The sequence below is a fragment of the Isoptericola chiayiensis genome, assembly GCF_013149805.1.
GTDB classification, from domain to species: Bacteria; Actinomycetota; Actinomycetes; order Actinomycetales; family Cellulomonadaceae; genus Isoptericola; species Isoptericola chiayiensis.
Genome location: NZ_JABEZT010000004.1, coordinates 56,550 through 70,669 on the forward strand (window position 1 = coordinate 56,550; position 14,120 = coordinate 70,669).

Here is a 14,120-nt window from a genome sequence, read left to right on the forward strand (position 1 = left end):
CTGTCCGACGTCGACCACCCGTCGCGCGAGGGCGGGGGCGCCCACCACGGCACCCCCGCCCCACCGCTGTCCGCGGCTCTCCCGGGCCGCGGCGGGACGAGACCCGTAGCCTGGGGAGACCCCCCGGGTCCACGAGGAGACGAATCGCATGCTCTGGTATCTCGGACGCAGGCTCCTGCAGGTGATCCCTGTGTTCCTGGGCGCCACCCTCCTGCTCTACGCCATGGTCTTCCTGCGGCCCGGCGACCCGGTGTCCGCCCTCGGCGGCGAGCGGGGTCTGCCCGAGGCCGTCCAGGAGCAGATCCGGGCGGAGTACAACCTGGACCAGCCCTTCATCGTCCAGTACCTGCTCTTCCTGCGCGGCGTGGTCACCCTCGACTTCGGGGTGGACTTCCGCGGCCGCGAGATCACCGAGGTGATCGCCAGCGCCTTCCCCGTCACGATCCAGCTCGCGCTCATGGCGCTGGCCATCGAGGCGATCCTCGGCATCGGCTTCGGCCTGGTCGCCGGGATGCGCAAGGGCGGGATCTTCGACGGCACCGCCCTGGTCGTCAGCCTGTTCTTCATCGCCGTGCCGACGTTCGTCGTCGGTTTCGTCATGCAGATCGTCGTCGGCGTCAAGCTCGGCTGGCTACCCGTCACCGCCGGACGAGATCCCGACTTCGTCAGTCTGCTGATGCCGGCGTTCGTGCTCGCCGCCGTCTCGTTCGCGTACGTCCTGCGCCTGACGCGGACCTCCGTGGCCGAGAACCTGTCGGCGGACTACGTCCGCACCGCGCGGGCCCGCGGCCTGACGCGCACCCAGGTCACCGGACGGCACGTCCTGCGCAACTCCCTCATCCCCGTGGTGACGTTCCTCGGTGCCGACATCGGCGCCCTGATGAGCGGCGCGATCATCACCGAGGGCATCTTCAACATCAACGGTGTGGGCGGCACGCTCTACGACGCGATCATCCGCGGCGAGTCCGTGACCGTCGTGTCCCTGACCACCGTGCTCGTGCTGGTCTACATCGCGGCGAACCTGCTCGTGGACCTGCTCTACGCCGCCCTCGACCCGAGGATCCGCTATGCCTGAGAACCGCTACGAGAACCCGGGGGGACCGGCGAGGCCGACCCCGCGCCCCGGGCAGGAGCACTTCACCGCACCGGTCGACGAGGGCGGCCTCGGCGCCGTCGACGCCGTCCGCGCCGACGACGCCCCCACGAGCCTCTGGGGCGACGCCTGGCACGCGATGCGCCGCCGCTGGCTGTTCTGGGTCTCCGCGGCCGTCATCGTCCTGGTGATCCTGGTCGCGGCCTTCCCCGGGCTGTTCACCTCCATCGACCCCCGGGTCTGCGACCTGAGCAAGGCGCTCCAGGGTCCGCAGGCGGGCCACCCGTTCGGCTTCGACCGGCAGGGATGCGACATCTACTCGCGCACCGTCTACGGCGCCCGGTCCTCCGTCGTCGTCGGGGTCCTCGCCACCGTGATGGTGGTGCTGCTCGGCACCACGATCGGAGCGGTCGCCGGCTACTACGGCAAGTGGTTCGACACGATCCTGAGCCGCATCACCGACATCTTCTTCGCCATCCCGCTGGTGCTCGCCGCGATCGTCATCATGTCCGTGACGGCCGACCGCACGAGCTTCCTCGTGGCGTTCGTGCTCGCGTTGTTCGGCTGGACCCAGATCGCCCGCATCACGCGCGGCACGGTCATGTCGGTGAAGAACAACGAGTTCGTCACCGCGGCGCGGTCCCTCGGCATGAGCCGCGGGCAGATCCTCGTGCAGCACGTGCTGCCGAACTCCTCGGCGCCGATCATCGTCTACGCGACGGTCGCGCTGGGGCAGTTCATCGTCGCCGAGGCGACGCTGAGCTTCCTCGGCATCGGCCTGCCGCCGTCCGTCGTCTCGTGGGGCGGTGACATCTCCGCGGCCCAGGGTGCCATCCGCACCGACCCGGAGATCCTGCTCTACCCGGCCGGCGGCCTGGCACTGACGGTGCTCGGCTTCATGATGATGGGCGACGTCGTGCGCGACGCCCTCGACCCGAAGGCTCGTAAGCGATGACGACCCAGTTCCCCGTGACCGCAGGAGACGACGGGCGCCCCGCCGTCGACCCGAACACCCCGCTGCTCGAGATCCGCGACCTGCAGATCTCGTTCTCCACGGGGGCCGGCGACGTGCACGCCGTGCGCGGAGCCGACCTGACCGTCTACCCGGGCCAGAGCGTCGCGATCGTCGGCGAGTCCGGTTCCGGCAAGTCCACCACCGCCGCCGCGATCATGGACCTGCTGCCCGGCACCGGCCGGGTCACCGGCGGCACGATCACGTTCGGCGGGCGTGAGCTCGTCGGCGCACCGCGCCGGGAGAAGGAGGCGCTGCGCGGCCGCGAGATCGGCCTCGTCCCGCAGGACCCGATGTCGAACCTCAACCCGGTGTGGCGCATCGGCACCCAGGTGACCGAGGCGCTCAAGGCCAACGGGTTCAAGGGATCCAAGGCGGACCTGCGTCAGCGCGTCGCCGACGTGCTGCGCGAGGCGGGCCTGCCCGACGCCGAGCGGCGGGCACGCCAGTACCCGCACGAGTTCTCCGGCGGTATGCGTCAGCGTGCGCTGATCGGCATCGGCCTCGCGTCGCGGCCCCAGCTGCTCATCGCCGACGAGCCGACGTCGGCCCTGGACGTCACCGTCCAGCGCCAGATCCTCGACCACCTGGGCGACATGACCCGGGACCTGGGCACGGCCGTGCTGTTCATCACCCACGACCTGGGCCTGGCCGCCGAGCGTGCCGAGCACCTCGTGGTGATGTTCAAGGGCCAGGTCGTCGAGTCCGGCCCCGCGCAGCAGATCCTCGCCGACCCGCAGCACCCGTACACCCAGCGCCTGGTGTCCTCCGCCCCGTCGCTGGCCTCGCGCCGCATCCAGACGGCGCACGTGTCGGGCCAGGAGTCCGCCGAGCTGCACGCCCACCACGCGGGCGAGCAGCCGCCCGCCTCGAACGAGGCCGTCGCGGTGCGGAACCTCACCAAGGTGTTCCAGATCCGCGGGGCGCGCCCCGGGTCGTCGACCGACTTCAAGGCCGTCGACGACGTCTCGTTCACCCTGGGCCGAGGGCGGACGCTCGCCCTGGTGGGGGAGTCCGGGTCGGGCAAGTCCACGGCCGCGAACATGGTGCTGGGGCTGCTGGAGCCGACGTCGGGCACGGTCGAGTTCGACGGCACCGACGTGGCGACCCTCAACGCCAAGCAGGCGTTCGCGTTCCGACGCCGGATCCAGCCGGTGTTCCAGAACCCGTACGGGTCGCTGGACCCGATGTTCTCGATCTACCGCTCCATCGAGGAACCGCTCAAGCTGCACGGCGTCGGCTCCAAGAAGGACAGGGAGAACCGGGTCCGCGAGCTGCTGGACATGGTCTCCCTGCCCCAGTCGGCCATGCGACGGTTCCCGAACGAGCTGTCCGGCGGGCAGCGCCAGCGCATCGCCATCGCCCGTGCGCTCGCCCTCAAGCCCGAGGTCGTGGTGTTGGACGAGGCGGTGTCGGCGCTCGACGTGCTCGTCCAGGCGCAGATCCTGGACCTGCTGGACACCCTGCAGACGGACCTGGGCCTGAGCTACCTCTTCATCACCCACGACCTGGCCGTGGTGCGCCAGATCGCCGACGACGTCGTGGTGATGCAGAACGGGCGGGTCGTCGAGCAGGCCACCACCGACGAGGTCTTCGACACGCCGCGCGAGCAGTACACGCGCGACCTGCTGGAGGCGATCCCGGGGGCGCACCTGGTGGGCTAGGACTTCCACCGCCGCCGTCGGACCCCCACCGCCGACCGCCGGCACGACACCGCAGGACGCCGATCGGGACCGACCGATCGGCGTCCTGCGTTTGCGCTGGTGACCGAACCACGACACTGTGAAGGGCATGGCACGCCGACGCTCGACCCTCGCGCCCGCTGTCTTCTACCCGGCAGGCGGACTCATCCTGCTCTTCGTCCTCCTGGGGTTCTTCGCCACCGACGCGGTGGCGGAGGTGATGAGCACCCTGCAGGCCAAGACCGTCAACGGCTTCGGCTGGTACTACGTCGTGCTCGTGGCCGCGTTCGTCATCTTCGCGGTCTACCTGGGGGTCAGCCGCTTCGGCGAGATCACCCTGGGACCCGACGACGAGGCGCCCGACTTCAAGCTCCCGGTGTGGTTCGCGATGCTGTTCGCCACCGGCATGGGGATCGGCCTGGTCTACTACGGGGTCGCCGAGCCGCTGTCGCACTTCGAGAACCCCAAGCCCGGCGTCGGCGGTGACGAACCGCAGCTCGCCGAGGCGGCGATGGGGCAGACGTACCTGCACTGGGGGTTCCACCCCTGGGCGATCTACGTGATCATCGGCCTGGCGCTGGCGTACTCGATCCACCGCAAGGGCCGGCCGGCCTCGATCCGGTGGGCGCTCGAACCGCTGCTCGGCGAGCGACGCGTGCGCGGGTGGCTCGGCAACGTCATCGACGTGCTGGCGATCTTCGGCACGGTGTTCGGCGTGGCGACGTCGCTCGGCCTCGGCGTCCAGCAGATCGCGGCCGGGCTGGACTACCTCGACGTGGCCAGCCCCGGTCTCGCGCTGCAGATGGGCCTCATCGCCGGCATCACGGCGGTCGCCGCGCTGTCGGTGGCCTCGGGCCTCGAGAAGGGGATCAAGTGGCTGTCGAACGCCAACATGATGCTCGCCGGCCTCCTGCTCGTCGCGGTCCTCGTCATGGGCTCCTCGCTGTTCCTCATGCGCGAGTGGGTGCAGTCGATCGGCTACTACTTCCAGAACGTCATGATGATGACGTTCGACACGCTGGCGTTCCAGGGTGACGCCGGCCTGGAGTGGGAGTCCGGCTGGACCATCTTCTACTGGGGCTGGTGGATCTCCTGGGCGCCCTTCGTCGGGCTGTTCATCGCCCGCATCTCGCGCGGACGCACCGTGCGCGAGTTCGTCATGGGCACGCTGCTCGTGCCGATGCTCGTGACCACCGTGTGGTTCAGCGTGTTCGGCGGGTCCGCCATCCACCAGGAGCGCAACGAGCCGGGCTCCATGCTCGCCGACGGTGCGGTGAACACCGACACCGCCATGTTCCAGCTCTTCGAGACGCTGCCGGGCGGCGGGGCCTGGATGGCGGTCGCCGCGATCGTGCTCGTCGTCGTGTTCTTCGTCACCTCGTCCGACTCCGGGTCGTTCGTGGTGGACATGCTGGCCAACGGCGGCGAGCAGAACCCGCCGCTGTGGTCCCGGCTGTTCTGGGCGATCCTCGAGGGCGGCGTGGCCGCGGCGCTCCTGTACGCCGGTGGGCTCAGCGCGCTGCAGACCGCGTCGATCCTCACGGCGCTGCCGTTCTCCTTGGTCCTCATCGGTGCCGCGATCTCGATCTGGAAGGCGCTGGACGGCGAGTACAAGGAGATCACGCGGGTCGAGCGCCGCCTGCGGCGTCGTGAGCTGACCGAGGAGGTCACGGAGCACGTCACCGGCCACGTGACCGAGCACTTCGCCGAGCTCACCGGGCAGCTCCCCGCGGTCGACGACTCGAACCGGGACGGGGCGGCCCCGGCGGCCGCCCGGTCCGGCCGTCGCGCCGGGGTCCCGTGGCGGCGTCGGGACGCCGGGAACGGTCGCGGGAGCGGGCAGGACACCAGCGGGTAGGATGGACCGGCCCCGGGTTCCCGGGTGCTCCCCTCCCCGACGGAAAGAGAACTGTCGATGTCTGTGCGCTCCGACCTGCGCAACGTGGCGATCGTCGCCCACGTCGACCACGGCAAGACCACCCTGGTCGACGCCATGCTCCGACAGGCCGGCGCCTTCGCCGCGCACCAGCAGGTGGACGACCGGGTCATGGACTCCGGTGACCTGGAACGCGAGAAGGGCATCACGATCCTCGCCAAGAACACCGCGATCCGGTACGCCGGACCCGCGGCGGCGGACGCCGGCGAGCCCGACGGCGTGACCATCAACGTCATCGACACCCCCGGTCACGCGGACTTCGGTGGCGAGGTGGAGCGCGGGCTGTCCATGGTCGACGGCGTCGTCCTGCTCGTCGACGCCTCCGAGGGGCCGCTGCCGCAGACGCGGTTCGTGCTGCGCAAGGCGCTCGCCGCCAAGCTGCCGGTCATCGTCGTCGTCAACAAGGTCGACCGCCCCGACTCGCGGATCACCGACGTCGTCGCCGAGACCACGGACCTGCTGCTGGGTCTCGCGAGCGACCTGGCCGACGAGGTCCCCGACCTCGACGTCGACGCCGTCCTGGACGTGCCCGTCGTCTACGCATCGGCCAAGGCCGGCCGCGCCTCGACCGAGCAGCCCGCCGACGGCGAGCTGCCGGCCAACGAGGACCTCGAGCCGATGTTCTCCACCATCCTGCGTACCGTCCCGGCGCCGACGTACGACGAGGACATGCCGCTGCAGGCGCACGTCACGAACCTCGACGCCTCGCCGTTCCTGGGCCGCCTCGCCCTGCTGCGGGTCCACAACGGCACCCTGCGCAAGGGGCAGACCGTGGCCTGGGCCCGCCAGGACGGCACCCTGAGCCAGGTGAAGATCACCGAGCTGCTGCGCACCGAGGCGCTCGACCGCGTGCCGGCCGAGTCGGCCGGTCCGGGCGACATCGTGGCCGTGGCCGGTATCGCGGACATCATGATCGGCGAGACCCTCACCGACGCGGACGACCCGCGACCGCTGCCGCGCATCACCGTGGACGACCCCGCCATCTCCATGACGATCGGGATCAACACCTCCCCGCTGGCCGGCAAGGGCGGCAAGGGGCACAAGGTCACCGCCCGGCAGGTCAAGGACCGCCTCGACGCCGAGCTCATCGGCAACGTCTCGCTGCGCGTGCTGCCCACGGACCGCCCCGACGCCTGGGAGGTGCAGGGGCGCGGCGAGCTCGCCCTGGCGATCCTCGTTGAGCAGATGCGTCGCGAGGGCTTCGAGCTGACCGTCGGCAAGCCGCAGGTGGTCACGCGGCAGGTCGACGGCAAGACGTGCGAGCCGATGGAGCACATGACCATCGACGTGCCCGAGGAGTTCCTCGGCGCGGTCACCCAGCTCATGGCGGCGCGCAAGGGCCGCATGGAGACGATGTCCAACCACGGCACCGGCTGGGTCCGCATGGAGTTCGTGGTGCCCGCCCGCGGCCTGATCGGGTTCCGCACCCGGTTCCTCACCGAGACCCGCGGCACCGGCATCGCCTCGTCGTACTCCGAGGGCTACGAGCCGTGGCACGGCACGATCGAGTCGCGCTCGACTGGTTCGCTCGTGGCCGACCGGGCCGGCGTCGTGACCCCGTTCGCCATGATCAACCTGCAGGAGCGCGGGACGTTCTTCGTGGACCCCACCCAGGAGGTCTACGAGGGCATGATCGTCGGCGAGAACTCGCGCAACGAGGACATGGACGTCAACATCACCAAGGAGAAGAAGCTGACGAACATGCGGTCCTCGACCGCGGACAGCTTCGAGAACCTGGTGCCGCCGAAGAAGCTCACCCTCGAGGAGTCCCTCGAGTTCGCCGCCGAGGACGAGTGCGTGGAGATCACGCCCGAGATCGTGCGGATCCGCAAGGTGAACCTCAACGCCGTCGAGCGCGCCCGCGCCGCCGCACGGGCCAAGCGCGCCTGACCCGGTCGGCGTCGTGCCGACGCGCCCCGCACCCTCCGCAGCCGGTCCGACGGCGTCACCCGTGACGCCGTCGGGCCGGCTGCTGGCCGTGCACGCCCACCCGGACGACGAGACCCTCGCCACCGGCGCGCTCCTCGCGGCGTGGGCCGCCGCGGGCGAGCCGGTGACCGTCGTGACCTGCACGCGCGGCGAGCGCGGCGAGGTGATCGACACCGCCTCCCACCGCACGGGCCTCGGCCACCTGGAGGGTGACGGGCCTGCGCTGGCCGCGCACCGGGAGCACGAGGTGGCCGCCGCGCTGGCCGCGCTCGGCGTGCGCGACCACCTGTTCCTGGACGCCGCGGGCCCCGGCCGCCAGGGAGCGCGGTTCGAGGACTCGGGGATGGCGTGGGTCGCACCCGGTATCGCCGGTCCGGCGGCGGACTCCGGGCCGGCGGCGTTCGCGCGCGTCCCGCTCGACGACGCCGCCGGACGCCTGGCCGCCACCGTCCGGGACCGTCGTCCCGAGGTCGTGGTCACCTACGAGGTGGGCGGCGGCTACGGCCATCCCGACCACGTGCGGGCCCACCAGGTCACCGTGCGGGCCCTCGAGCTCGCCGCGGACCCGGGCGCCCCCGTGCCCGGGGCGGCGTGGTCGGTACCGGAACGCTGGGAGGTCGTGGAGCCCGCCGAGGCCCTGCGGGCGGCGCGCCGCACGCTCGTGGCCGCCGGCGCCCCGGAGGGGCTGACGCTGCCCGACCCGGAGGGCGACCTCCCACCCGTCGCCGTCGCCCGCGCCGACCTGGAGCGTGCGACGGTGCGCACCCTCGACGTCCTGCCCGTGCGGGCCCCGGTCCTGGCCGCCCTGGCCGCGCACGCCACGCAGGTCCAGGCCGTCCGTCCGCTCGACGGCGGGGGCCTGGCCGCGCGGTACGCGCTGAGCAACGCGGTCCTCGCGCCGCTGGCCGCCACCGCGCACCTGCGGGTGGTCACGACGTCGGCGCCGGACACACCGGTAGGCTCGGCCCGGTGACCTCCCCGCCCCACCACGCCCACCCCGCCCCGGCCCGCCGCGGCCCGGTCGCGACGGCCGGTCGGATCCTGCTCGCCGTGCTGCTGGGCGGGGCGGTCGGCACCATCGGCACCGTCGCGCACCGCACCTCCTGGGCCGACCTGCCCGCCGGACTGGTCCTGGCGCTCGTGCTGACGACGGGTGCGGCGTTCCTGTGCCGCGCGTGGTCGGGCGTCGGCACCCTGCTGGGGTGCGGGGCCGGCTGGCTCGTCGCGGTGCAGCTGCTGGCCGCGGCCGGACCGGGCGGTGACGTCCTGGTCCCGGCCGACGTCGTCGGTTTCACCTGGACGTACGGGGGCTTGGTGCCGTTCGTCGTCGTGGCGTTCCTGCCCCGGCGCTGGTTCGAGGACACCGGCGACGAGGCCTGGTGACCGTCCCCGCCGAGTAGGATGCCGTCGCGCGCGGTGTACGCCGCGCGCAGACGTCCACGAGGGCTTGCGGGCCCTCTCGAGTGCAGCACGGGAGCGTGTCGATGGGCCAGTCGCCGACCGAGGACGAGTCGGGAGCGCCCGAGCGCCCGGAGGGCCCTGAGGACGCGACGACGTCGGCACCCGGGGAGCAGGGGACCGGAGAGCCTGCTGCGCAGGCGCCCGGCGCCGGAGGGCCGGCCGCCGAGGGGTCGACGACGGAGGCTGGTCCGGGGACGCCCGACGCGGCGCCGGACACGGACGACGAGACCCCGTACGAGCCGCGGGTGCGGGCGTACGAGCAGCGCCGGGTCGTGGGGACGGTGGCCACGCCGCGGACTCCCGACGCGACAGCGGCCCCGACCGAGGCGATCCCTGCGGTGTCGTCGGCCGGCACGGCGGACCCCGCCGGCGCCGCGTCCGGCCCGTCGGGCGATGCCGGGGACCCGCTGGGCGGGCTCTCCGGCGACGGCGCGCCGAGCCGCTGGCCCAAGGTGCTGCTCGGGGTCGGTGTCGGAGCGGTCGTGCTCGCCGGACTCTACGTCGGCGCCCAGTGGTACGTCGCCGACACCGTCCCGCCGGGCACCACCGTCGCCGGGGTCGACATCGGGGACCTGCCGACCGAGGAGGCCACGGCAGCTCTCGACGAGGGTCTGTCGCCGCGCGCCGCCGAACCGATCACCGTGCGGGCGGGCGACGCCACCAGCACGCTCGACCCGACCGAGGCCGGGCTGACGCTGGACGCCGCGGCCACGGTCGACGGGCTGACGGGCTTCTCGCTGTCACCGGCCCGGCTCGTCGAGCACATCGGCGGCGGGGGAGAGGTGGCCCCGGTCGTCGACGTCGACCAGGGGGCCCTGGCGAGCAGCGTCGCCGCCGTCGGGGAGTCGCTCGCGGTCGAACCCGTGGACGGGACGGTCCGGTTCGTCGACGGCGAGCCGGCGGCGACGGAACCGGTCGACGGCACGCAGGTGGTCCCCGACGCCGCCGGCGACGCCGTCGTCGACGCCTGGCTCGTGACCAGCGGCCCGGTCGAGCTGCCCACCGAGGCCGTGCCGCCTGCGATCGACCAGGCCGACACCGACGCGGCGCTGGCCGAGGCCGAGCAGGTGGTCGCCGCCCCCGTGGTCGTCGAGGTCGGCGGGCAGAACCCCGAGCTGCCGCAGCGGGTCCTGGCCCGGTCGACGTCGTTCGCGCCGCAGGACGGCGCGCTCGAGGCGCGGTTCGACGGGGACCGGCTCACCAGCGCGATCGTGGAGCGCACCAACGACCTGCTCCGGGAGCCGGACGACGCCCACTTCGAGTTCTCCGGCGGCGAGCCGGTGATCGTGGGCGGCCAGACGGGGACCACGCTGGACCCCGAGCAGGTGTCCGGCGCCGTCGGTCCCGCCGCGCTGTCCGCGGACCAGCGCACCGCCGAGGTCGAGCTGGTCGAGGAGGACCCCGAGAACTCGCGCGCCTCGCTCGAGGAGCTGGGCGTGCAGGAGGTGATCTCCGAGTTCTCCACCCCGCTGACCAGCGAGCCGATCCGCACCAAGAACCTGATCCGGGGCGCCGAGCTCGTCAACGGGACGCTCGTCAAGCCCGACGAGACCTTCTCCCTGGTGGACACGCTGTCCCCGATCGAGGTGTCCAACGGCTACTTCGCGGCCGGCGTGGTCAACAACGGCATCCACAGCGACGCCATCGGCGGCGGCCTGTCCCAGATGGCCACCACGACGTACAACGCCGGGTTCTTCGCCGGGTTCGACGACGTCGAGCACCGCCAGCACAGCTACTGGTTCAGCCGCTACCCGGCCGGCCGGGAGGCGACGATCTACGTCGGTTCCATCGACATGCGCTTCAAGAACGACACGCCCTACGGCGCGCTCATGCAGAGCTACGTCTCCGGCGGGCGCCTGCACGTGCGGATCTGGTCCACGGAGCACTACGACGTCGAGGCGTCGGACTCCGGCAAGCAGGAGATCGTGCCGACCAAGACCGTCGACCTGTCGAGCAACCCGGACTGCGAGCCCTACTCGGGCGGGCAGGACGGGTTCGCGATCACCGTCTACCGCAAGGTCTACCTGGACGGTGACCTCGTCAAGGACGAGTCGGATTTCTGGCGGTACAAGCCGGACGACGCCGTGACCTGCTCGGGCGGCGGCGAGGAGGAGGACTGATGCTGGGACGCACCTCGCGGGAGTCGCCGGCCCACGCCGCGCGCGCCGCGCACGACGCCGGCTGGTCCGGCGTCGCGCCGGGCTCGCCCGTGGTCTCCGCCGTCGCCGACGAGTCCACCGAGATGCTGGACCTGGGCACGACCCCCCAGGCGCTGGCGACGGTGGCGAGCATCGACGACCTGGCGGCCGTGGTGCACGTCGGCCACCCGGAGCAGCCGTCCCCGACGCTCGAGCAGGCGCTGCTCGCCGGCGACCCCACGCTGCTGCTGACCGCGGCGGTCCCCGTCGAGCCCCGGTGGGTGTGGGTGGCCCCGCAGGGTCGCGGCGGCGGACAGGTCGTGGTCGACGAGGCGGGGGTGCGCGACTGCGCGGACGTGCTGCGCACCATGGGTGTCTCGCCACGCCTGGTGCCGACGGCCACGTCGATCGAGGAGCGGGCCGCGCTCGCCGGCGACCAGGGGTCGCTGGTCGTCGAACGGTCCCGCGTGCCCGCCGGCTGGACCGAGATGGCGGGCAGCGAACGCCTCGCCGACGTCGGACCGGTCTGGTACGGGTTGCTGGAGGCGCGCCGGGCGTGGCCGCGGTTCGAGGCGCCGGCCCAGGTGTGGCTCGCCTTCGGCCCGTCCGACGACCACCGCGGGTCGCTGCGGCACACGCTCGCGCTGCTCGACGAGGCCGGCGTGGACATGCAGCACCTGCGCAGCAACCCCTCGGCGGCCGGACCGCACGTGTTCTTCACGTCGTTCCGCTGCCCGGACGTCGCCGTGCTGGACGCGCTCGTCGACGAGCTCGACGGGCGCTCGGTGGCGCACCGGACGCTGGCGGTGCTGCCGGGCGGCCCCTCCGCCGTCGGGCCGGAAGCCCTCGCGCCCCGCTGGTGGACGGGAGCATGAGACTCGCCTACCTGGGCCCGGAGGGCACGTTCACCCACCAGGCGGCGCGCACCTGGACCGACATGTCGGCCACGGGCGAGCCGGGTGCCGGTACCGCCGAGGTCGTGCCCGTCGCCGACGTGACGACCGTGCACGACGCCGTGGCGGACGGGACGGCCGACCTGGGCGTGGTCGCGATCGAGAGCTCGGTCGAGGGGTACGTCGTGCCCTCCCTGGACGCCCTGCTGGGCAGCGCCGACGTCGTCGCCGTCGACGAGGTCGTCCTCGACGTCTCCTTCGACGCCTTCGTGCGGCCGGGCCACGGGGAGCTCACCGAGGCCACGGCCCACCCGCACGGCCTGGCCCAGTGCCACGGATTCGTCGCCGCGGGCGGGTGGCGGACGGTGCCCGCGGCGTCGAACGCCGCCGCCTGCCGCGACGTCGCCGACCACCAGGTCGCGCTCGGTCCGCGGCTGTGCGGCGAGCTGTACGGCCTCGAGACGTACGCCGAGGCCGTCGAGGACTTCTCCGGGGCGCGCACGCGGTTCCTGGTGCTCGGTCGGCGCGCGGAGGCGCGGGCGCGGCTGCGCGCCCGGGAGTCGGCCGGTGCGGCGTCCTGGCGCACGATGCTCGCGGTCACGCCCGTGGTCACCGGGCCCGGGGTTCTGGCCCGGATCACGCACGCGTTCGGCGGCCGCGGGGTCAACATGTCGAGCCTGGTGACGCGTCCCCTCAAGGCGCGCGAGGGGCAGTACGTGTTCGTGGTGACGCTCGACGCGGCGCCCTGGGAGCCCGCCGTGCGGGAGCTGTTCGGCGACCTCCTCGACGCCGGCGACGCCCTCAAGGTCGTCGGCGTCTACCCGGCAGCACCCGGTGAGGGCGGTCTCGACGGCCCGCTCGCCGACCACGTGCCCACCGGGAGCGTGCGTCGCGGCCACGACGTCGCCGTCGTCGACGCGGGGCTGCTGTGGTGACGCCCGGCGCCGCGGGGCCGGGCCGCACCGCCGTCGTCGGGCTGGGCCTGATCGGCGGGTCGCTGGCGCGCCTGCTGGCCGCCCGCGGGGTCGACGTCGTCGCCACCGACGTCGCCCCGGCGACCCGCGCCGCGGCGCGGCGGGCGGGGCTGGACGTCCACGACGACCTGGCGTCCTGCGTGGCGGGTGCGGGGCTGGTCGTGCTCGCCGTCCCGCTGCGGGCGATGGCGGCGACCGCCCTGGAGGTCGCCCGCCACGCGCCGGAGTCCGCCACGATCACCGACGTCGGCAGCGTCAAGGGCCCCGTGCGCGCGGCCCTGGCGGCGGCCGGCCTCGCCGACCGGTACGTGGGTGCGCACCCCATGTCCGGCACGGAGCACAGCGGGTTCGACGCCTCCGACGCCGGGCTCCTCGACGGCGTGACCTGGGCGGTCGCCCCGGCCGCTGGCCCGGAGGGCAGGACCGCGCCCGCGCAGCGGCTCGCCACCGTGCTGGCGCTGGTCACGGGCCCCTGCGCGGGCCGGGCGGTGGTGCTCACCGACGACGTGCACGACGAGGCCGCCGCCCTCGTGAGCCATGTCCCGCACGTGCTGGCCACCCAGCTGTTCAACGCCGTCGCGGGCGCCCCGGTGCGCGAGGTCGCCCTGCGGCTGGCGGCCGGCAGCTTCCGCGACGGGACCCGGGTGGCGCTGACCGACCCCGCGCGCACCGAGGCGATGGTCACCGAGAACGCCGCCTGGGTCGCCCCCGCGCTGCGCAAGGTGATCCGCGACCTCGAGCTGGTGGTGGGCGCCCTGGAGTCCAACGGGTCCGTGCACGGCTTCTTCCACGACGCCGACGCCCTGCGCGGCGCGGTCCGGTCGGGTCCCGGACGCGCTCCGGACGGGTCGGCGACCGACGTCGAGGAGGTCCCGCTGGGCCCGGACGGCGTGACGACGCTGCTCGAGCACTGCCGGGCGGGCGCCGTCGTCGTCGGCCTGGACACCACCCGCGCGGTAGCGCTCCTCGCCGCGAGGTAGGCAACGTCCCCGCGAGGTAGGC

The 14,120-nt window shown here is 73.2% G+C and carries 11 protein-coding genes; all 11 read left to right on the top strand.

The annotated features are described in order from the left end of the window. Window positions 1-148 precede the first annotated feature (148 nt). The 11 genes from HDG68_RS09495 to HDG68_RS09545 all read left to right on the top strand — a co-directional run bounded on the left by HDG68_RS09495 (window position 149) and on the right by HDG68_RS09545 (window position 14,098). Window positions 149-1,075, top strand: coding sequence for an ABC transporter permease (locus tag HDG68_RS09495; RefSeq protein WP_172151515.1), 927 nt, complete (start codon window positions 149-151; stop codon window positions 1,073-1,075). Continuing rightward, window positions 1,068-2,048: an ABC transporter permease gene (locus tag HDG68_RS09500; protein ID WP_172151516.1), complete on the top strand. Its 981-nt coding sequence runs from the start codon at window positions 1,068-1,070 to the stop codon at window positions 2,046-2,048. Before HDG68_RS09495 ends, HDG68_RS09500 begins: the two co-directional genes overlap by 8 nt. Continuing rightward, window positions 2,045-3,769, top strand: coding sequence for a dipeptide ABC transporter ATP-binding protein (locus HDG68_RS09505; RefSeq protein ID WP_172151517.1), 1,725 nt, complete (start codon window positions 2,045-2,047; stop codon window positions 3,767-3,769). The genes HDG68_RS09500 and HDG68_RS09505 overlap by 4 nt, the downstream gene beginning before the upstream one ends. A gap of 127 nt (window positions 3,770-3,896) precedes the next feature. After that, window positions 3,897-5,645 carry a BCCT family transporter gene (locus tag HDG68_RS09510; protein WP_172151518.1) on the top strand — a complete coding sequence of 583 codons (1,749 nt, stop codon included), beginning with the start codon at window positions 3,897-3,899 and terminating at the stop codon, window positions 5,643-5,645. A gap of 57 nt (window positions 5,646-5,702) precedes the next feature. After that, entirely contained in the window at window positions 5,703-7,613 is a 1,911-nt protein-coding gene (gene typA / locus HDG68_RS09515) for a translational GTPase TypA (RefSeq protein WP_172151519.1), read from the top strand. A 13-nt stretch (window positions 7,614-7,626) separates the two neighbouring features. Further along, the gene (locus HDG68_RS09520; protein ID WP_343037517.1) at window positions 7,627-8,625 is read left to right on the top strand and encodes a PIG-L family deacetylase; all 999 of its coding nucleotides are present in this window, start codon (window positions 7,627-7,629) and stop codon (window positions 8,623-8,625) included. Then, on the top strand, window positions 8,622-9,035 hold the full coding sequence (locus HDG68_RS09525) for a DUF6113 family protein (RefSeq protein WP_172151520.1): 414 nt from the start codon (window positions 8,622-8,624) through the stop codon (window positions 9,033-9,035). Before HDG68_RS09520 ends, HDG68_RS09525 begins: the two co-directional genes overlap by 4 nt. A 101-nt stretch (window positions 9,036-9,136) precedes the next feature. Beyond that, window positions 9,137-11,233: a VanW family protein gene (locus HDG68_RS09530; RefSeq protein WP_172151522.1), complete on the top strand. Its 2,097-nt coding sequence runs from the start codon at window positions 9,137-9,139 to the stop codon at window positions 11,231-11,233. After that, window positions 11,233-12,126: a hypothetical protein gene (locus HDG68_RS09535; protein ID WP_172151524.1), complete on the top strand. Its 894-nt coding sequence runs from the start codon at window positions 11,233-11,235 to the stop codon at window positions 12,124-12,126. The genes HDG68_RS09530 and HDG68_RS09535 overlap by 1 nt, the downstream gene beginning before the upstream one ends. Continuing rightward, window positions 12,123-13,079: a prephenate dehydratase gene (locus HDG68_RS09540; protein ID WP_172151526.1), complete on the top strand. Its 957-nt coding sequence runs from the start codon at window positions 12,123-12,125 to the stop codon at window positions 13,077-13,079. The genes HDG68_RS09535 and HDG68_RS09540 overlap by 4 nt, the downstream gene beginning before the upstream one ends. After that, a complete protein-coding gene (locus HDG68_RS09545; protein WP_172151528.1) occupies window positions 13,076-14,098 on the top strand; it encodes a prephenate dehydrogenase/arogenate dehydrogenase family protein in 1,023 nt (340 codons plus the stop codon). Before HDG68_RS09540 ends, HDG68_RS09545 begins: the two co-directional genes overlap by 4 nt. Window positions 14,099-14,120 lie beyond the last annotated feature (22 nt).

Excerpts from the sequence above, each read along its gene's own strand:
- HDG68_RS09495 (WP_172151515.1), top strand. The coding sequence starts at position 149 with ATGCTCTGGTATCTCGGACGCAGGCTCCTGCAGGTGATCCCTGTGTTC.
- HDG68_RS09500 (WP_172151516.1), top strand. The coding sequence starts at position 1,068 with ATGCCTGAGAACCGCTACGAGAACCCGGGGGGACCGGCGAGGCCGACC.
- HDG68_RS09505 (WP_172151517.1), top strand. The coding sequence starts at position 2,045 with ATGACGACCCAGTTCCCCGTGACCGCAGGAGACGACGGGCGCCCCGCC.
- HDG68_RS09510 (WP_172151518.1), top strand. The coding sequence starts at position 3,897 with ATGGCACGCCGACGCTCGACCCTCGCGCCCGCTGTCTTCTACCCGGCA.
- typA (WP_172151519.1), top strand. The coding sequence starts at position 5,703 with ATGTCTGTGCGCTCCGACCTGCGCAACGTGGCGATCGTCGCCCACGTC.
- HDG68_RS09530 (WP_172151522.1), top strand. The coding sequence starts at position 9,137 with ATGGGCCAGTCGCCGACCGAGGACGAGTCGGGAGCGCCCGAGCGCCCG.
- HDG68_RS09535 (WP_172151524.1), top strand. The coding sequence starts at position 11,233 with ATGCTGGGACGCACCTCGCGGGAGTCGCCGGCCCACGCCGCGCGCGCC.
- HDG68_RS09540 (WP_172151526.1), top strand. The coding sequence starts at position 12,123 with ATGAGACTCGCCTACCTGGGCCCGGAGGGCACGTTCACCCACCAGGCG.